We start from the raw sequence: 18,870 nt of genomic DNA, 5'->3' as shown, positions 1-18,870 counted from the left end.
AAAAGGCCCTAATGAACACACTAGAGATTTCATTAGAGCCTTTATCCTCTCTTCTTTCTAGCTGCCCCCAATTCGGGCGACGTCGCGAACATTCGCTTCAAACGCAGCACTCAGAGCTTCATCACCACTCAGACCGTCTGCCAGGGCTTTTTGCAAGGCTTCTAGCACGCGCTTGTAGTCTCTGGGCATCACCTTGACAAACTTCGGTAGCAGCGCATCCCAGTTAGCAAGAACATCTTTTGCCTTTTGGCTTCCCGTGTACTTGGCGTGATTTTGAATCAATTGCCGGAGGGTGTCGATATCCTCCGCGTCCTCCAGGGGTTCGAGTCCAACCATTTGGGTATTGCATCGCGTTGCAAAGTCACCCTTCTCATCGAGAATGTAGGCGCATCCACCGCTCATTCCGGCAGCAAAATTGCGTCCGGTTTCGCCCAATACAACAACCTTGCCTCCGGTCATGTATTCGCATCCATGATCGCCAACCGCTTCGACAACCGTATTGACACCAGAGTTCCGAACGCAGAATCGCTCTCCTGCAATGCCGGAAATATAAACTTCACCAGATGTTGCACCGTAAAGCGCAACATTACCGACAATGATGTTTTCGGAGGCAACAAAGGTTGAATTTTTAGGCGGATAGAGGATGATTTTGCCGCCGCTTAACCCTTTACCAAAATAGTCATTGGCATCGCCCTCTAATTCAAGCGTGACTCCGCTGGGCACAAATGCACCAAAGCTTTGACCTGCGCTCCCTTGGAAATGAAGCTGCACGGTATCTTCGGGCAGTCCCTCCCAGTGACGTTTTGTGATTTCGTTACCGAGGATTGTTCCGACCGCGCGATTGACGTTTCTGATCGGTAGGGTGGCTTTTACAGCATTGCCATTCTCGATCGCAGGTTTGCACAGATCGAGTAACACGGTCATGTCAAGCGATTTTTCTAGCCCATGATCTTGAGCGATCTGACAATAGCGACCTACCTCTGCCCCGGCTTCGGGCTGGTAGAGAATGTTGGACAGATCAAGACCTTTCGCTTTCCAATGCGCGATCGCAGCTTTTGCCTCCAGCACATCGGTGCGCCCAACCATTTCATCAAGGGTTCGGAATCCAAGTTCTGCCATCAGTTCACGAACTTCTTGAGCAATAAATCTCATGAAGTTCGCCGTGTGTTCTGGATCGCCTGTAAAACTCTTTCGCAGTTGGGGATCTTGAGTCGCAACACCGGCAGGACAGGTGTTGAGATGACACACGCGCATCATAATGCAGCCGAGGGTTACCAGCGGTGCAGTGGCAAATCCGAACTCTTCAGCGCCAAGTAAGGCGGCGATCACCACGTCACGCGCGGTTTTCATCTGCCCGTCGGTTTCGACGACAATCCGCGATCGCAAGTTATTTAACACTAAGGTCTGATGAGTTTCAGCCAGTCCCAATTCCCACGGTAAACCCGCGTGCTTGATCGAGGTTTGGGGCGATGCGCCTGTGCCGCCATCAAACCCCGAAATTAACACCACATCAGCATGAGCTTTAGAAACACCTGCCGCGATCGTTCCGACGCCCACTTCCGACACGAGTTTGACGCTAATGCGTGCGTCTCGATTCGCGTTTTTCAAGTCGTGAATCAATTCCGCCAGATCTTCGATCGAGTAGATATCGTGGTGCGGCGGCGGCGAAATCAGCCCGACACCAGGGGTTGAGTGACGAACTTTAGCAATCCACGGATAAACCTTTTTACCAGGAAGCTGTCCGCCTTCTCCAGGCTTTGCGCCTTGCGCCATTTTGATCTGAATTTCTCGCGCTTGCGACAAATACAAACTCGTGACGCCAAACCGACCAGAGGCGACTTGTTTGATGGCGCTATTTTTCGAGTCGCCGCGATCGTTCGTCCAGGTGTAGCGGTCGGGATCTTCGCCGCCTTCGCCCGTGTTCGATTTGCCGCCGACCCGATTCATCGCGATCGCCAGCGCTTCGTGAGCTTCTTGCGAAATCGAACCATAGCTCATTGCACCCGTTTTGAAGCGTTTCATAATCGCTTCAATCGGTTCGACTTCCTCAATCGGAATCGATCGGGACGGCTTGAATTCCAGCAAGCCCCGCAGCGTAAAATGCTTTTGGTTTTGTTCGTTAACGAGCGCTGCGTATTTCTTATACAAGTCGTAGCTGCCCGAACGGACGGCTTTTTGCAGCGTATGGATGGTTTCTGGACTAAAGAGATGGGCTTCCCCGTCTTTGCGCCATTGATACTCGCCGCCGACATCTAACGTGTGCCCGTTAACTTCGCGATCGGGGAACGCATGACGATGACGCAGAATCACTTCTTCAGCAATCACACTCAGATCAACACCTTCAATTCGAGAGGCAGTTCGACTGAAGTACTGATCGACTACAGAGCGATTTAACCCAATGGCTTCAAAGATTTGTGCACCACGATAACTTTGAAGTGTCGAAATGCCGATCTTTGATGCAACTTTAATCACTCCTTTTGTGGCGGCTTTCACGTAATTTTTGCACGCTGTTTCGTAATCCAGATTGACGACCAAGCGTTGACGAATCATATCGTCGATCGTTTCAAAGGCAAGGTAAGGATTGATTGCGCCGCAGCCGTAGCCGATTAGCGTCGCAAAGTGATGGACTTCGCGGGGTTCACCCGATTCGAGGACTAGTCCAACGCGCGTCCGTGTGCCCGCCCGGATCAGGTGATGATGCAAGCTAGAAACGGCGAGGAGAGCAGGAATCGGTGCACGATCGCGGCTAATCTCCCGATCGCTCAGCACAATGATGTTCTTTCCGCTCGCGATCGCGTGATCGGCTTGAGCGCAAAGCGATGCGATCGCGGCTTCTAGCCCCGTCACTCCGTCGCTTGGATTAAACACAATCGGCATGGTAATCGACTCAAACCCGTTCTCCGAAAGATGCTTGAGTTTCGCCAATTCCTTGTTGCTCAGAATGGGCGTTTTCAACTCGATTAAGTGGCAGCTTTCGGGTTCCGGCTTCAACAAGTTGCGCTCAGATCCGATCGTGGTTTCGGCTGAAGTAATAATCTCTTCTCGAATCGAATCGATCGGCGGATTGGTGACCTGAGCAAACAACTGCTGGAAGTAGTCGTACAGCAGTTTCGGACGATCGGAAAGAACAGCGAGTGGTGTATCTGCGCCCATCGAACCCACGGCTTCAACGCCGTCTCGCGCCATGGGGGCCAGCAGAATTCGCAAATCCTCAAAGGTATAGCCAAACGCAGTTTGACGCTGAATCACAGGCGCAGGATCGGGCGCGGATAGATCGTTGGGGGGCGCATCCTTTAGTTGAGCGAGTTCAACCATGTGCTGGTTAATCCACTCGCGATAAGGCTGCTCAGTGGCAATCCGCGTTTTGATCTCGTCGTCGGTGATGATGCGACCTTCTGCCGTATCGACGAGAAAAATTCGTCCTGGCTGCAAGCGACCCTTCGATTCGACCCGTTCTGGTTCAATCGGTAGCACGCCCGCTTCCGATGCCATGATCACGAGATCATCTTTAGTCACGTAATAGCGTGACGGACGCAATCCATTGCGATCGAGAATGGCTCCGATCTGGGTTCCATCGGTGAACGCGATCGAGGCGGGCCCATCCCACGGCTCCATGAGACACGAGTGATATTCGTAAAATGCCTTCTTCTCGTCGCTCATCGACTCGTGCGCTGTCCACGGCTCTGGAACCATCATCATCATGGCGTGAGGCAGCGATCGCCCTGCCAAAACCAATAGCTCAAGCGCGTTATCGAAAATTGTCGAATCGCTGCCGTCAATGTTGATGACGGGCTGAATTTTCGCGATGTCATCGCCGAACAACTCAGATTGAAACAGCGATTGCCGGGCGTGCATCCAGTTGATATTGCCCCGCATCGTATTAATTTCGCCGTTGTGGGCAATGTATCGATAGGGATGTGATCGCTCCCAACTGGGAAACGTGTTGGTACTAAACCGCGAATGCACGAGTGCCAACGCACTCTCCATGTCGGGATCGCACAAATCAGGATAGTACTGCCCCACCTGCACGGGCATCAGCATTCCTTTGTAAACAATCGTGCGGCACGACAGACTCGACGGATACCAGTAAGGATCGATTTGCGGCTCCCGAATCGCTCGGTGCGATTGCTTCCGGATCACATAGAGTTTGCGCTCAAACGCCAAATCATCCGTCAACTCCGGCGATCGCGCAATGAACACTTGCTGCATAAACGGTTCACTCGACTTTGCCGTGTCGCCCAGCATCGAGTGATGTGTCGGAACATCTCGCCAGCCAAGAACTTGCTGTCCTTCTTCAGCTACGATCGCTTCAAACACGCGTCGGCTCTCCTGACGCTGAGCCGGATCAGGAGACGCATAAATCATGCCGACTCCGTACTGCCCGATCTCTGGCAACGCAATGTTTTCAGCCGCCGCGACCTTCTTGAGAAAGGTGTGGGGCACTTGCAGCAAAATGCCTGCTCCATCGCCAGTATTCGTTTCAGCCCCGCACGCGCCTCGGTGATCGATGTTGAGGAGAATCGTCAGCGCCTGCTCTACAATCGAGTGCGACTTCTTCCCCGATCGATGCACGATGAATCCAACACCGCACGCGTCATGCTCAAACTGTGGATCGTATAGCCCCTGTTTCGGCGGTAATCCGTTTCTATTCATTGTGTGTTGATGGAAAAAAGGTGGTCTGAACGTTGCAGAGAAGAGATTGCTTAGATTGGGATGCTGGCATTTCGGTCAGTCAAGCCATTCTCTAACGAGAACGGCTCCCATGTCCATGTCTTAAGGAAATTGTCATATCTCAACTGCAATGTTTTATTTTTTCCTTTAGAGCTTAAGAGACGGAGGCATGGTAAACCCACACGGCATCGCTTCACGAACTGAATTTGTGATGCAAGAGTAGATGATTCAAGAATAGATATAGACGAAAAAATAATGCTTTTCCTAACATTAAGATCAAAGCATTTTACGACTGCAATGTAAGTAGCGCTGATGCAATTGTCAGTTGCTACTCAGCGCCTTGAATTACTATTTATAAACTGTTGTTCACCGTTTTTCAGTAACTGTCATTACTATTAACTGTTCGCGTCGCTAACCGATGATTTGCCTGATTCAGCCGTTCTGCGATCGCTTCTCGCCAAGACAAGCTAATCTCTGAACTCGCTAACACCGCTTGAGCCAGTTCCCGATAAAAAGCACTCCGGGTCACATCGACTTGCTCTAAACTCTCAAGCTCTAAACTCTCAAGATTGTCATAGACCGTTTGAGGAGAAACGTTCATCATATTTTCTCTCTGTAAAGCTCTAAAGCGATAGATGAAGGGACTATTTCACTCCCCTAATCATCTCCAGAATTAAAGTGGTCGATCTAGTAAGTTTACAGATTGTGTAGGTTCTTTACAGTAGTTAAGAATCGGCCAGAATGGGTCACAATTAAGCAGAAATTAGCGCCATGCAAAGCAGAACGAAAGCAGAACGATAGTCGCCTCACTTGAGTTGAAACCATTACAACACCATTTCTTGGCTCGCAATTTCTGGCATCTTGACGGAGCTAATCGCCAGCTTTCCTTCTATCACGAGTTCTTCCAGCACTAACGGTTGCTCGTCTAACTTAGCTCCGATCTGGAGGGGAGCTTCTGCGGGTGCAGGTAAACCATCAGGAGGCGTAATGATCACTGCTTTCGCAGGGAGTGGAGTCGGTCTCAGCTTATCTAGTGCCTGCTTCACAAACATCTGCATAAACGGCAATCGTCGGTTTTGCTCAAAAACGGTCTGCAAGATTTGCTGGAGTCGATCCCGCTTGATTTCGCTGGACGCTTCACCCTCAAAGTACTCGATTAAGGTTAAGCCTGCTAATCGGGTTAAGTAAGCCCCACTGACTCCTTGAATTAAGCCACCCGCAATAAACGTAACCGCATTGGTTTTAAGAATCCCTGCGATCGCTTGCGTCGAAACTTCCACCAATCCTAGTTTCAGCATCAACCCTGCGATCGTCGCTGCAATCGTCTTAGCTTGATCGAGAGAAAACTTACGCTGATACAACTTGCTCAAATCCATTACCATCTGCGCGTTAATCGCTGCCGTTGCCAATAGATCTAGCGCTGGAAATGGATTTGCAAACGCCGTTCCCGCCACAATCCACTGGGCTTGCTCGACGATCGGCATTGCGCGATCTCGCCACACTTGGTTGAGCGCCGTCTTCGCCTCAGACTTAACTTCTTTCAAATTACTGAGTGAACTGGTAAGAATAAGCTGCTGCCCTTCCTGCATCAAGATCTGATTCAGTCGCTCAATTAAAGGTGAAATCTGCGGATTTGGTTTTTCCAGCCATTCTCTCGTCATCCCATCTGCGAGCAATTGGCGGACTTTCACCTGGGTTGGGTTGGTGGCGATCGCAATGACATCTTGTGGGGGGAGCAACTTTTGCACCCGTTGCCGAAGCTGCGTCAAAATCGCTTGCTGATCTTCAGGGCGGTACTGATCTTGTTTGTTGAATAGAAGAATCAGCCGCTTTTGAGCCGTTGTAATCCGCTCAATGGCTTGAAATTCGGTTGCAGTCAGGTCTCCATTGGTGACAAACAGCACGAGATCTGATGATCTCGTTAACTGCCACGCATCGCGCTCTGCAATGATGCCGCCTTCCGTCGCTGCAAATAATTCGGGTGTGTCGTTCACCGTCAGCTTGTGCGAAACCTGCGATGCCCAATTTCTTTCTAGCAGCCCAGTTAATGTTGTTTTACCAACAGATTTTCCACCGATCGCAACGAGGCGAATGTCGTCACGCTGAAGTTCTTTTGTGACTTGATTGATTTGCGATCGCAAGTCCGATAGCTGCTGAGCACTACCATCACTGCTCAGATCCGTAACTTCAAATGCTAATTGATTGATCACGCTCTCTGCTTCGGTAAGCGCCGTCTTGACCGTAGTTAAAGTAACAGGAGCCGCTTTAGGCTGAAGCGGTTCGATTTTTTGGAACTTCATCACCGCCCAAGCGATGCCACTGCCCAGTACGATCGCAGGCAGCCAGTCTCCCAACAGTTGATTTAACCCATCAAATCCTAGAGCAAGCAGTGTTACCCCTACACCGCCATAAATAAGCGGACGACGCCACTGAACAGTCATTTGCAATACACTTCGCTGACTACTGACTCCCAGGATAAATCAAACTCTCACGATTCGTGCAGACTAAGTTCTGTATGTGAGAAATCGTTTATTTGCTCTCTATAAGAATTGTCTCAGCGCCGCATCTCTGAGTGTTTATGAGTAAAAGTGTCTATGAGTAGAGCCTATAAGTGTGAGTAGAGTCTATGAGTGAAGTGAGTGAAGTTGTAAGTGAATAAAAAAGTGCTCTGGAACATCTAGAACCAGAGCGCTTTTCTAACTTATTTGATGGCGGGGCATGGATTTGAACCATGGACCTTCGGGTTATGAGCCCGACGAGCTACCAGACTGCTCTACCCCGCGTCGCCTCATCTAGTATAACCACAAAGTGTCTATAAATAGATTCTTCTATGAGGGTGAGTAGAGTCTATGAGTGAAGTGAGTGAAGTTGTAAGTGAATAAAAAAGCGCTCTGGAACATCTAGAACCAGAACGCTTCTCTAACTTACTTGGTGGCGGGGCATGGATTTGAACCATGGACCTTCGGGTTATGAGCCCGACGAGCTACCAGACTGCTCTACCCCGCGTCGCCTCATCTAGTATAACCACAAAGATTCAAAAGTTGCAATCTTTTCTTTGGAAGGTGAAGATGGAGAGGCCTTTTAACTTAATCAGAGCTACTCAGAACTATGGCGACTTGGCATTGTATGAAGCAGTGCGGGGCATGTTGTAACCTCGATCCGCGCGATCGCCCCGATCTGGAAGACTATCTGACGCCCGAGGAACTGGCGCTTTACCTCAGCATGGTGGGCGAGAATGGCTGGTGCGTGAATTATGATCCGTTCAACCGCGAATGTCGCATTTACGAAGACCGTCCGCGCTTTTGCCGCGTAACGCCAGAGACATTTCAGGACATGTACGACATTGAGCCAGATCAATTAGATGAGTTTGCGATCGCCTGTTGCCACGAGCAGATTGAAGGGGTTTATGGTGATCGCAGCTTAGAACTCTTGAGATTCGAGCGAGAAATCGGAGTGGGGTAGAGAAATCTTGCCAATGTAGGTAAACTCCTAGATAATGAAAAGAAAATGAAAAGTCTTTTGCATGACAATAACTCCCTTACCCACATCCAACACCGAGGTTGAGCCTTCTTTGCGGATCATGAGCGAACAGCCTCTAGAAGCCTCAGCGCTATCTGCCAAAGGCCATTTCCTTAGCGTATTTGGTTCAACATTCGTCACTATTTTCTTAGCCGAATTGGGTGACAAAACCCAAGTTGCGACCTTGCTCATGAGCGCCCAATCCCATGCGCCTTGGATTGTGTTTGCGGGAGCGGCATCTGCTCTAGTGGCGACGAGTCTAATTGGAGTGATCATTGGGCGCTGGTTATGTCAAAACCTTTCTCCAAAAACTCTTGAGAAAGCGACAGGCTGCTTGCTACTGGTGATCTCAATTCTGTTAGTCATCGATGTTGTGAGGATGTAGGGCATGGATTGGCGATTAATGGGAATCAGCTTTGCCACGGTCTTTTTAGCGGAGTTAGGAGATAAAAGCCAGCTTGCCGCGATCGCGCTCAGCAGCAACTCTAAAAATTCTTCTAAAGCAATATTCTTGGGCACGATCGCAGCCCTGATCTTGGCAAGTGCGATCGGGGTTTTGGTTGGGGAAGGAACCGCTCAGCTTTTGCCGACGCGCTGGACAAAGATTATTGCGGCGATCGGATTTGCAGGGATGGCAATTCGTCTACTCTGCTTCCCGTCTGCTGAAGAATCGGAACCCTCGCAGGCTCAAACAACTTGCTCTAATGTCACAAAATCCCTTTGAAAGCGCAGGCTGGACTCTAAGACAAAGTAAAAAAAGCCCCCGGAGTAACCGGGGGCTTATTAGAGTTCACCGCATCCAAATAGCTGCTTAATCAGAAAAAGTAGGTTCGGAAAGTTGATTTACGTTCCACAGCAACAGCATCCCGCCCACACTCAATTTGAAAATCTCAATTAGCCAGTAGCTCACATGAAGCTCATTCATGGCGGTTGGAATACTTGCTGGCTCAAATAAATTGAGTTGTAATCCTAAAGCGCTCATGTGAGGAGTGAGAAAATACGTGCAGGTGAAGCTGGCAATTAGCAACAGCAGCGACAACATCACGTAACTTGATTTGCGAAGAATTCCTAGATGGTACTGCACAAAAACGCTGGTCAAGACAAGAGCCGCGCATAGCAGTTCTAGGCGATTAAAGATTCCAAAAAGACTATAGCCAGCGGTCACAAAGTCGGGTTGTGATAACATCCCAGCTTGATAAAGGCTAGGCATAATTACTATATCTAAAAACAAACTACTACTGATCCAAAAGCCCAAGGTAAAGATGAGAACCTTGTACCAGATGACGGGTTTTGAAGCGACCTGTGAAACCACAGCCATTGGATAAACCTTACATTTCTAATGTTCTAATTTGAGCTTAGCAAAACTGATTTTTAGTTGAATACAAAGCATAAGAAACTTATCAAATTGCTTTCTATCATTTCTTCTTAAACAAAATGGGTTTGGTCTTGAGAAGACCAAACCCATTTTGTTAAATATGCGTATCGCTAAGGTGGACATTCACTACAACCTACGACATGAAAGAAAATGTGAGAAACTGTTCACTTCCCTCCTTTTCGTAGCAATACAACTTAAGATTCAGCAACGCACTAAACGGACGTAATCTGAGGTTGTAGAGGCTTTGGGCAGGAGACACAGACCCAAGAGCTAGAGCAGAGATTGAGGAGAAATATCTCTCTGTGTCTTGTTTACTAAATTAGCATTACTGACCTGGTATGGAGCGAGTTGTAATAGAGAAAGATTCAACTTAACAGAAGTTAAAAATAGCTTAAAAGACAGAAATCTACCTAGATCAAGATGATGCAGCTCAACAAACTGTGAGACGAATCTCTTCAAGGCACAGCGAAGTTAATCGAGTTTGTATCATAAAGAAAACTGAGTATTTTTACCTCAACTAATACATTAGAAGAATGAAAGCCCTCATGAAAGGACAAAGATTTCTCTCTCTTGGAATGATTGGTGTGGCTGTTTTAGGCAGCGTTTCTGCTCGAGCCGTTCAGCTATCCGACGGAACTGTTTTCTTTACATCGCCGCCTCGCTTAGAAGGAGTCTCGACAACCCAAAACTATGTCCGGGCGTGGGTGGTGACCTATTACTTCACGCTGACGATTCCTGAAAATTCGGGAGAGCCATTGCAAAGGGTAACGATCGCACAAGATGAGAATGTGGATACCGTCAGGTTTTCAATAGATGAGACAAAAGCATTTGAGGGTCAGCGAGGACGCCTAGGGGCAACGTTACCGATCCAAGCGACCACGAGCGATCCCAAAACAAAAGCGGTGACCGTGACGTTTAACCCACCAATCGCAGCGGGTAAGATGGTGACGATCGCGCTCTCTCCCCGCTCGAATCCAGATTATGGCGGCGTATATCTATTTGGCGTGACGGCGTTTCCACCCGGAGAGAAGTCTCATGGTCAATTCCTCGGCTTCGGACGTTTGAATATTTATGACAGTGGACCCAATTCTTTTTTCAGATTTCGCTAACTGTCCAGTGCTTTAGCAATGGGTGTGATCAGGTTAACCCAAAGGCTGATTGAGGAACATCATTTTACCTCTCACGCTTGTTACCAAAAACGAAACCGACCCTTCTGGATTTAGAAGGGTCGGTTAACGTAACACTAAAGTTTGAAATTGCTTAAGCTTGTCTTCTATCAAGAAAGCCCTTGACCTGGGCGATCGCGGCTGGAGCAATTCTAGAGACTGCCCAACCTGCGGCTAACAAAACGGGCAGCAACACCACCAATACGCGCCAATCCATACTAGTGCTTTCTCCTCATTAAAGGTGTTCATTATTCTTTAATTTCTATCGCATTTGGTGACATTTTCAAAGTGGTCTTCTCAGGTTAGTCACATTTGTACACGAAAGCCCAGATCGGTGCCTTTGCCAGCATGGACGAGGGCCAGTTTTTCGTACTGTTGGGCATGTTCGATCAGATGAGCAACTTCAGAATCGGAAAGATCGCGGAGAGGTTTGGCAGGAACGCCAACGACGAGCGATCGCGGGGGCACATCTTTTGTCACAACTGAGCCTGCGCCGATGATACTGCCTGCGCCGACACGGACGCCATCGAGTACGATCGCGCCAATGCCCACTAAGCTGCCTCGCTCGACATGGGCACTGTGAACCACAGCGCGATGCCCAACCGTAACGAAATCTTCAAGAATGGTGGTTTTGCCAGGATCACCATGCAAAATAGCGCCGTCTTGAATATTGGTACTTGCGCCTAAACAAATGCGTTCGACATCGCCTCGAAGGACGGCGTTGTACCAGATGCTAACCCCGGCTGCCACTTCAATCCAGCCGATCACCGTAGCATTTGAGGCGACGAAGGCAGCTTGAGAGAGGTCGGGCTGAGTCCAGAATGGTGACGTTGGGGTTGGAGATGGATTGGGATTATTCACTAGGGTTGAGAACGATTCTAGGGGAGCAGAAAACTATCGCAGTTATAATGATTTCACGAGGGCAGGCGCATACACAAACTTTGAGCGTTCGCGTTTCATGATCAATTCCAGTTTCCAATATCCCATTTTCGGACCCGAAATCCAGTGCCCGCACTGTCGTCAGACGATTCCGGCGCTTACTTTAACGGATACCTATTTATGTCCTCGTCATGGCGCGTTTGAAGCGAGTCCTGATACGGCAGAGCTTGTTCATCTGCAATCGGGGCGGCATTGGCGGCTTTGGAAGGACGAATGGTATCGGCAACACACCCATCCGGATGGGATTCGCTTCGAGATTCATGAAGCGCTCGACCGACTTTACACGCAGGGCTATCGAGCAACGCGAGTTGTAATTGCTCAGCGCTACAAGGAGTTAATTAGCACCTATCTGGAGCGCAGTACGCCGTGGCGGGGACAGAACGATTCGCCAAAGCCGAGGCTCTATGGATTGCCAGTCGAGTTTAGTCCCGATCCGAAGGAGGAGCCTTGTTGGGATGTGATCAATTTTGACTTGGAAAAAGAACCGGGTGCGCCAGTGAGGTATCCGTATTTCCGGTTGTTTGAGTGAAGAGAGGCGTCATTCATCCCTAACTTGTTATGCATCACGTTTCGATCCGGACAGCGGATATCTTCAGAGCGATCGCATTCTACGAGCAGCTAGAATTCTCGGTCTGTGAGCGATTCACGACGGGTTATACGCTGGCGTGTTGGATGGAAGGGTTGGGCGGACGGATTGAATTGATTCAAATTCCAGAGCCGAAGCCTGCCCCAGATGCGTTTGGGGATGAACATTATGTCGGGTACTATCATTCGTCGTTTGATTTGACCCAACAGACGGATGATCTGACGTATTGGATAGAAAATTTGAGGCATAAGTTAGAGGCGCAGTCGCAGTCTCTGAAGATTTTGTTGAAGCCGGAGCAGCAGATGATCGGCGATCGCGTGTATGAGGTTGCTTTTATTGCTGATGCAGATGGGTTACCGATTGAGGTGCTGAGACGGGCGAAGTAGAGTACTATACATTCACCTTTTTTGGATCGGTGATTCATGCCTGCTGAGCGAACTGAGCCGTTTTTAGACAATTGGACCTATCTCAAGGTTGAACTTAACTGGCTAGAGAAGCTGCTATTGATGACGGTGGCTCGGCAACGCAAAGATTTGAAAGAAGTGGAGCGGGTAGCTCAGACGAAAGCCGACCGGGTGACGAGTCATTGGTGGAAAGGGATTGTGAGCCTGGAGGGAAATGCGTCTTATGACACTCCGCCAGCGCGAAAGAAGGCGGATTCGGAGGGACATCCGGAGACGTATCAGCAGCAGATGAAGGCACGGATGCAGGCCAGCCGCGATCGCGGCATTAAACTCGCCTTGCCGATACTATGCGATCGCTTCGATCTATCTGCGTTTGAGAAAAATGTGCTGCTCTTGGGTCTTGCGCCGGAAGTGCATCGACGCTATGCCCAACTGTATGGATATTTGCAGACGGGCCGGGAGTGTCAGGATCTGCCGACGGTGGATTTAGCGTTGCGGTTGTTCTGCCGAAATGATGGCGAGTGGAGAGTGGCGAGATCGCAGCTAACCGAAGCAGGAGCATTAATTCGACATCAGCTAATTGAGCTTGACGATGAGCTGCCGTTGCCGTTGCTCAGTCGGACGTTGAAGGTGGCAGATGAGTGGGTGGACTATTTGTTGTCGGAGTCGCCTCAGTGGAACGCAGAATTGATCCCCGATCAGGCAACAGAGGTATTAGGCCCGGGATGGGTTCAATTTTGCCAAGCAACGAAGGTAGAACAAGTTGCGCCGTTGGTGTTGCCGGAAGAATTGCAGGAGTCGCTCAAACATTTGGGCGATCGCATCCAGCATTGTGATCAGGTTGATGTGACATGGGACTTTCAAACGGGAGAAGACTCGCCGGGAACGGTTGTCTTGATGGTAGGCAAAACTGGAACAGGCAAGGCGACGGCAACCCGGACGATCGCGAATCGGCTGGACGTGCCTTTTGTAGAGGTTGATTTGGCAGTGCTCACGCCAGCCGAGCAGCGGGCGCTGCTATTAGAGGTCACGATTCAAGCCCCGACGGTGTTGCTGATCCGATCGGCTGAGATTTGGGTTGGGCGGATGTCGGCGCTACCGTCGGTTGAGATGGCTAAGTTGCTTCAAGCGCGACGATCGCTGCGAGGCTTGACCGTGTTTAGCGTGCAATCGCAGCTTGCACTCCGGGCTGAGGTACGATCGCAGCTTCAATTCACTCTAAAGTTTCCAACTCCCGATCTGGCGGCGCGGCAGTTGCTGTGGAACCAAGCGTTTGCGCCTCACGTTCCGCTAGATGAAGATATTGATTGGGCAGGGTTGGCAGAAAAATTTGCGCTGACGGGGGGAGAGATTGATGCGATCGCGCGATCGGCTGCATTCTTCGCGGCAGGGGAAGGAGAAACGGCAAAAATTGGCATGACGCACCTGAAAGAAGCCTTAGCACTCCACCGTTCAGGAGCATGAATTCGATCAAACCGTACAATGTTCGGGCTACGTTTGGGACGTTTGCCCGCCTCGCAACGGGGGTCGAAGACCTTGCCTAGCGAACCCGACTCTTACTCCCTCTCCTGCGGGAGAGGATTGGGGTGAGGGCAAATCCGAGTCTTCTTTCACGACCTTAAGCTCAAGGCATCCGTCCCACTCGTCCTATGATGGGTAATCCAATCGATTTGCGCTGCCACAGTTGCACCATCATCCAGAAGTTAACTAAGAAATAACCCGAGGTGAGTAGACTAGCCGTAATCAAAATTGGAATCTGGGAAGATTCTGAGGCGGTCGCGCCAAATCCCAGTAAAAGGTAGGCAACCAGCCAACCGAGGCAGACCTTAATGACCAGACGGCTGAGGGCGCGTTCTTGGCGACCGCCTCCCCGACGATAGAGCGTCCAGAGCGCTGGGAAAAAGCCGAATACAGGCAATAGATAGAGGAACAATTTAATATGACGGCTCTCGTCACGCTCTAGAAAATCGGTCATAAGACAGGGAGTAGTGATTAAGGAAGATGAACAATGGGATCAAGAGAGATAATAATAACTAGAGACTTCCCAAAAGAGTCAGGCACGTCACCGTTACTTCTTGCTGCATCATGCCCCAACGCAACAGGCTATTAACTTGGTGGGAGTCGTTGTCTCCCCTATTTCGTGCGATCGCCATCGCGTTATTCATTCCGCTGATTGTTCTGAATGCGTGGGCGCTTGCGTCCATCTTTACTTACTTCCATTCCCTGATTGTGATCCTCTTGGGGGCATCGCTGCTGACGTTTTTGCTCAATTATCCGGTGAGCTACATGCAGCAACATGGAGCCACCCGTGGACGAGCGGCGATCGTGGTGTTTTTGTTTGCGATCGCGGTGCTGCTAGGTCTAGGCGTGACACTTGTGCCAATTGCCCTCCAGCAGGCTCAGCAACTGGTGACTCGGTTGCCCGAATGGATCGATTCTGGACAACGGCAACTGATTTTATTAAACGATCAGTTAGAGAAAGCGGGCTTTCCGATCAGTCTAGATGTGTTAGCAGACCAGATCACAGCCCCGATCAAGATTCAGCTTCAGCGGCTCGCAGGCGACATTTTAGGATTGGCGGTCGTCACGGTCACAAGCTTGCTCGATGTGCTGCTGACGCTGGTGCTGACGTTCTATCTGCTGCAATTTAGCGATCGCTTGTGGGAGAGTTTGGTCGAATGGCTGCCGCTCAGAATTCGAGAGCCGTTCACCGAAACGATTCGCCTCAGCTTTCAGAACTTCTTCTTCGGACAATTGATCTCATCGACCTGCATGGGATTTGTTCTGACGGTGACGTTTCTGACGCTGCGGGTTCCCTTTGGGCTACTGTTTGGACTGACGATCGGCACGATGGCGCTAGTTCCATTTGGCGGCTCGGTTGGAATTGCGATCGTCTCGATTCTGGTCGCCTTGCGGGATATTGGACTCGGTGTTGAGGTGCTGATTGCCTCGCTGATTGTGCAGCAAATTATTGAGAACTTAGCCGCGCCGAGAATTTTGGGCAGTGTGACCGGGCTGAACCCTGTCTGGGTGTTTCTGTCGATTCTGACGGGGGCACGCGTGGGTGGTTTGCTGGGAGTCATTATTGCGGTGCCGACTGCTGTGGTGATTAAGAGTATTTTGGTGACACTGCGATCGCCCCATTCCCCGATTGTGGATGCGCATGGCGTTGAATCTCCGGTTGCGATCGCGGATGCAAATCGAGTGGAGGAGCGGCGGGAAACGCCTGTCTCTTAAGAGACTGAAGCGATGGATCTCACAAGATAACAAGCGGAACCACCGATGGGATGGAACCGCTTATTTTTTGGGCACGATAATTCTATCTCAGCAACCATAAGGTTCAAACCGATGTCAACTAACAGAATTAGTGCAACGCTCAGTGCGACAGATCAATTGGCGGTGATGAATGCGATCGCGACGATCAAAGAGAAGCTGCCGTTCCTATTAAGCTTGACGATGGAGGAGCGCAAAGCCCTACCGAAGATGGGCGATAAGAATCAGACCTTTGTTGGCAAGGCGTTGGAGGTAGCAACGCAGAATCCAGACTTCTTGCCGCGATCGTTTGATCTCGATGAAATGCGACGCGACGTGGAACTGTTTGAAGAGATGTATCCGATCATCATGGCAATTACTCAATTGCAGTCCATGATTGATGATACGTATCTCACTGTGGGTAGTGAAGCATATACGTCTGCACTGCAGGTGTATAACTACGCCAAGGCGAGCGGGCAAGGCTCTGGTTTAGAGCCAATCGTGGCACAGTTGGGGCAACGGTTTGCCTGTCGAACCAAGCGAGAGAAGCCGCAAGCCACGACGGTGTAGAAGTGTTATTAGCTCAATACTGAAGTTTCTAGGAACGTTCCTGTCTCAGATGGGAACGTTCTTGTTTTAAATAAGAATTTTCCTGTTTCAAGTAGGAACGTTCTTGTTTCAAGTAGGAACGTTCCTGTTTCAAATAGGAATGGTTCTGTTTCAAATAAGAATGTTCTTGTTTCAAGTAGGAACGTTCCTGTTTCAAATAGGAATGGTTCTGTTTTGAGTTAGATCATTGGGGTTTGAAATTGAAATGATGGCAGATCACATTAAAACGATCACACTTTGATTAGAAGTGATGAAGATCAAAGTTGAATTACTGGATAATGAGCCACCTACTGTTCTAGGAATTTATCGAAACATTATCCCGTAGACAGGAATATTAGGTTAAAACGGGAGCAAGCCTTTATACTGCGAGAGATTTATGGAACCTTTGAGCATGATTGCAGCGGCAGTGGGGGCAGCGATCGCTACCGCCGCCACGAAGTTTGCAGATAAAGCGGCAGAGAAGCTCGGCGAAAAGTCGGGCGAGAAAGTTTTTACCGAAAGCGAGAAGTTTCTTGCTGCATTGAAGGAGAAAGCGCCGGAAACTGCTCTTGCTATTGAGCAATCTGCCCAAAAGCCGTTGGATTTGGGTAAGGCGGTTTTAGAAGTGGAGGCAGTTGCGAAACAAAATCCGGCGATCGCTCAGTCAGCCGAGACGGTAGCAGCAGCAGCCGAAGCTGACCCAAATCCTGAGTTGCAAGCCACAATTCAGCAAGTGCTAGAAGCGCTGAAAGCATACCAGTTGAAGCCTCAATCCAGTGGTAAACGTGCTGATAAGATTGGTGCTTATGCAGAACAGGGCGATGTGAATATCACGACTCTGAACATGGATTAGGAAGCATTGCCATGTCTGAAAGCGAAGGCAAGCGTGCCGATAAGATTGGTGCTTATGCAGAGCAGGGCAATGTTTATATTGACACCTTGGTTGTGGAACAGTCAGAGGAACGCGCGACGTTAAAAGGCATTCCTCAGAATGTGCCCCTCAGAGGTGCGACAAAATTTGTCGGTCGAGACGATGATTTAAAGACGATTCATGAACAATTGCAGAGACGAGATCGCGTGGTTACCTTTGCGATCGCTGGAATGAGCGGAGTCGGTAAAACAGAACTGGCGATTCAATATGCGGTGCAGTATGCTCAAGAATTTCCGGGCGGAATCTGTTGGCTGAATGCAAAAGAGACGGATTTGGTAGGAAAAATCTTTAGTTTCGTTCGGTTATGCCTGCATCAAACGATTCTATCTAAGTTTGACAATAAACCGTTGACGTTGGATCAGCAATTTGAGCTGTGTTTGCAAGATTGGAAGCCGAACGGAGCCGTGCTGATGGTCTTGGATGATGTCTCTGAGGCAACTGATTTTCAATCGGTCGTGCAAAAACTGCCGTCGCGCTTTCGGGTGTTACTAACGACCCAAGTAAGACAGCTAGATGCCAGCTTTTTTGAGTTGCCATTGGATATTTTGGCTCCAGAGAAGGCGTTGGAACTGTTGACGGAACTGATGGGGCAAGACCGCATTCAATCTGAACAGGCAGTCGCGCAACAATTATGTGCAGGGTTAGGATATTTGCCTTTGGGGTTGGAGTTGGTAGGGCGATATGTGGCAGCAAAACCCTTTCTGTCTTTGGCAGAAATGCAAGAACGGTTAAATATTCAGCATGAAGCGATTGCACAACGTCCGCAAAACTATGTCATGACCGGACAGCGCAGCGTTACAGCAGCATTTGAGTTGAGTTGGGAGGAACTGAACGACAAAGCGCAAGAAATGGGACGATTTTTGAGTCTATTTGCGGCAGATGCAATTCCTTGGAGCTTAGTGAAATGGGTGACTGAAGCGTTTGAGTGGACAACCGAGGAGATGGAAGCAGCAAGAACGGCGCTTTATCATCGTTCTTTGCTGCAAAAAGTGGATCAAACTAGCTTTAGACTACACCCGTTGATTCAGGAGTTTCTCGCGTTCAAACTTGCTCACTCTGAGCAGGCAGATCAAGTGAGAGCGACGTTCGCTGAAGCACTAATCGCGGTTGCCAGAGAAATCCCACTTGTTTTAGCGGTTGGTAACGCTGAATGGTGCGAGCAAGTAATTTCACATTTAGAAGCAATTGCACAGACTCAAATCCAATACCTATCGAATGAAGATTTGCTCACTCTAACTGGAAGTCTAGGCAGATTCTATAAAAAACAAGCGCTATATGATTCTGCTGAGTTTTGGTATACGAAATGTCTTAAGGTTCTGTCCAATCGTGCAGGAGATGATCATCCTATCAATACGATCAGTCTTGTTCGTTTAGTAAATTTGCAGGTAGTCCTACAGAAGTAATGATTTGTTATAGGCGTGAACAAAGTACCAGATTGC

At 49.3% G+C, this 18,870-nt stretch carries 18 protein-coding genes and 2 tRNA genes; 11 read left to right on the top strand and 9 right to left on the bottom strand.

Annotation, left to right across the window (positions count from 1 at the left end; genetic code table 11):
- Window positions 1-57: 57 nt before the first annotated feature.
- From gltB to AC5I6P_RS05640, 5 genes are all read right to left on the bottom strand, one after another.
- Complete coding sequence (gltB, locus tag AC5I6P_RS05660) at window positions 58-4,653, bottom strand: glutamate synthase large subunit (protein ID WP_495692783.1); 4,596 nt, start codon at window positions 4,651-4,653, stop codon at window positions 58-60.
- A gap of 394 nt (window positions 4,654-5,047) precedes the next feature.
- Window positions 5,048-5,275 (bottom strand): hypothetical protein, encoded by a 228-nt coding sequence (locus tag AC5I6P_RS05655; protein WP_495692782.1) that lies wholly within the window; start codon window positions 5,273-5,275, stop codon window positions 5,048-5,050.
- A gap of 220 nt (window positions 5,276-5,495) precedes the next feature.
- The gene (locus AC5I6P_RS05650; RefSeq protein ID WP_495692781.1) at window positions 5,496-7,112 is read right to left on the bottom strand and encodes a YcjF family protein; all 1,617 of its coding nucleotides are present in this window, start codon (window positions 7,110-7,112) and stop codon (window positions 5,496-5,498) included.
- Between the two features lie 268 nt (window positions 7,113-7,380).
- Window positions 7,381-7,454, bottom strand: a tRNA-Met gene (locus AC5I6P_RS05645).
- 146 nt (window positions 7,455-7,600) lie between these two features.
- Window positions 7,601-7,677: transfer RNA gene (locus AC5I6P_RS05640), tRNA-Met, on the bottom strand.
- A gap of 102 nt (window positions 7,678-7,779) precedes the next feature.
- On the opposite strand from AC5I6P_RS05640, the gene AC5I6P_RS05635 reads away from it, so the two are divergent.
- From AC5I6P_RS05635 to AC5I6P_RS05625, 3 genes are all read left to right on the top strand, one after another.
- Complete coding sequence (locus tag AC5I6P_RS05635) at window positions 7,780-8,133, top strand: YkgJ family cysteine cluster protein (RefSeq protein ID WP_495692780.1); 354 nt, start codon at window positions 7,780-7,782, stop codon at window positions 8,131-8,133.
- Between the two features lie 61 nt (window positions 8,134-8,194).
- Entirely contained in the window at window positions 8,195-8,575 is a 381-nt protein-coding gene (locus AC5I6P_RS05630; protein WP_495692779.1) for a TMEM165/GDT1 family protein, read from the top strand.
- Between the two features lie 3 nt (window positions 8,576-8,578).
- Window positions 8,579-8,914 (top strand): TMEM165/GDT1 family protein, encoded by a 336-nt coding sequence (locus AC5I6P_RS05625; RefSeq protein WP_495692778.1) that lies wholly within the window; start codon window positions 8,579-8,581, stop codon window positions 8,912-8,914.
- Between the two features lie 87 nt (window positions 8,915-9,001).
- Here AC5I6P_RS05625 and AC5I6P_RS05620 read toward each other — a convergent pair whose 3' ends face one another.
- Complete coding sequence (locus AC5I6P_RS05620; RefSeq protein ID WP_495692777.1) at window positions 9,002-9,508, bottom strand: hypothetical protein; 507 nt, start codon at window positions 9,506-9,508, stop codon at window positions 9,002-9,004.
- 590 nt (window positions 9,509-10,098) lie between these two features.
- Between AC5I6P_RS05620 and AC5I6P_RS05615 the strand changes: the two genes are divergently transcribed.
- A complete protein-coding gene (locus AC5I6P_RS05615; RefSeq protein WP_495692776.1) occupies window positions 10,099-10,674 on the top strand; it encodes a DUF2808 domain-containing protein in 576 nt (191 codons plus the stop codon).
- A gap of 151 nt (window positions 10,675-10,825) precedes the next feature.
- Here the strand turns inward: AC5I6P_RS05615 and AC5I6P_RS05610 are convergent, their stop codons facing one another.
- Entirely contained in the window at window positions 10,826-10,948 is a 123-nt protein-coding gene (locus tag AC5I6P_RS05610; protein WP_495692775.1) for a photosystem II protein Y, read from the bottom strand.
- An 89-nt stretch (window positions 10,949-11,037) separates the two neighbouring features.
- A complete protein-coding gene (locus AC5I6P_RS05605) occupies window positions 11,038-11,592 on the bottom strand; it encodes a gamma carbonic anhydrase family protein (protein ID WP_495692774.1) in 555 nt (184 codons plus the stop codon).
- Between the two features lie 97 nt (window positions 11,593-11,689).
- Here AC5I6P_RS05605 and AC5I6P_RS05600 point away from each other — a divergent pair, with 97 nt between their 5' ends.
- Genes AC5I6P_RS05600 through AC5I6P_RS05590 form a run of 3 tightly spaced genes read left to right on the top strand, consistent with a single transcriptional unit; the run spans window position 11,690 to window position 14,124 of the window.
- Window positions 11,690-12,199 carry a TIGR02652 family protein gene (locus AC5I6P_RS05600; protein ID WP_495692773.1) on the top strand — a complete coding sequence of 170 codons (510 nt, stop codon included), beginning with the start codon at window positions 11,690-11,692 and terminating at the stop codon, window positions 12,197-12,199.
- Between the two features lie 29 nt (window positions 12,200-12,228).
- A complete protein-coding gene (locus tag AC5I6P_RS05595; protein ID WP_495692772.1) occupies window positions 12,229-12,642 on the top strand; it encodes a VOC family protein in 414 nt (137 codons plus the stop codon).
- 36 nt (window positions 12,643-12,678) lie between these two features.
- On the top strand, window positions 12,679-14,124 hold the full coding sequence (locus tag AC5I6P_RS05590) for an AAA family ATPase (protein ID WP_495692771.1): 1,446 nt from the start codon (window positions 12,679-12,681) through the stop codon (window positions 14,122-14,124).
- 160 nt (window positions 14,125-14,284) lie between these two features.
- On the opposite strand, the gene AC5I6P_RS05585 is transcribed toward AC5I6P_RS05590, so the two are convergent.
- The gene (locus AC5I6P_RS05585; protein WP_495692770.1) at window positions 14,285-14,635 is read right to left on the bottom strand and encodes a hypothetical protein; all 351 of its coding nucleotides are present in this window, start codon (window positions 14,633-14,635) and stop codon (window positions 14,285-14,287) included.
- Between the two features lie 110 nt (window positions 14,636-14,745).
- Between AC5I6P_RS05585 and AC5I6P_RS05580 the strand changes: the two genes are divergently transcribed.
- From AC5I6P_RS05580 to AC5I6P_RS05565, 4 genes are all read left to right on the top strand, one after another.
- Window positions 14,746-15,897: an AI-2E family transporter gene (locus AC5I6P_RS05580; protein WP_495692769.1), complete on the top strand. Its 1,152-nt coding sequence runs from the start codon at window positions 14,746-14,748 to the stop codon at window positions 15,895-15,897.
- 111 nt (window positions 15,898-16,008) lie between these two features.
- Window positions 16,009-16,482, top strand: a complete 474-nt coding sequence (locus AC5I6P_RS05575; RefSeq protein WP_495692768.1) for a hypothetical protein — start codon at window positions 16,009-16,011, stop codon at window positions 16,480-16,482.
- Window positions 16,483-16,897: 415 nt separating this feature from the next.
- A complete protein-coding gene (locus AC5I6P_RS05570; RefSeq protein WP_495692767.1) occupies window positions 16,898-17,353 on the top strand; it encodes a hypothetical protein in 456 nt (151 codons plus the stop codon).
- An 11-nt stretch (window positions 17,354-17,364) separates the two neighbouring features.
- Window positions 17,365-18,834 carry an NB-ARC domain-containing protein gene (locus tag AC5I6P_RS05565; protein WP_495692766.1) on the top strand — a complete coding sequence of 490 codons (1,470 nt, stop codon included), beginning with the start codon at window positions 17,365-17,367 and terminating at the stop codon, window positions 18,832-18,834.
- Window positions 18,835-18,870: the final 36 nt, after the last annotated feature.

The sequence above is a fragment of the Myxacorys sp. genome (genome assembly GCF_059501405.1).
This window is presented reverse-complemented; position numbering and strand designations above follow the sequence as displayed.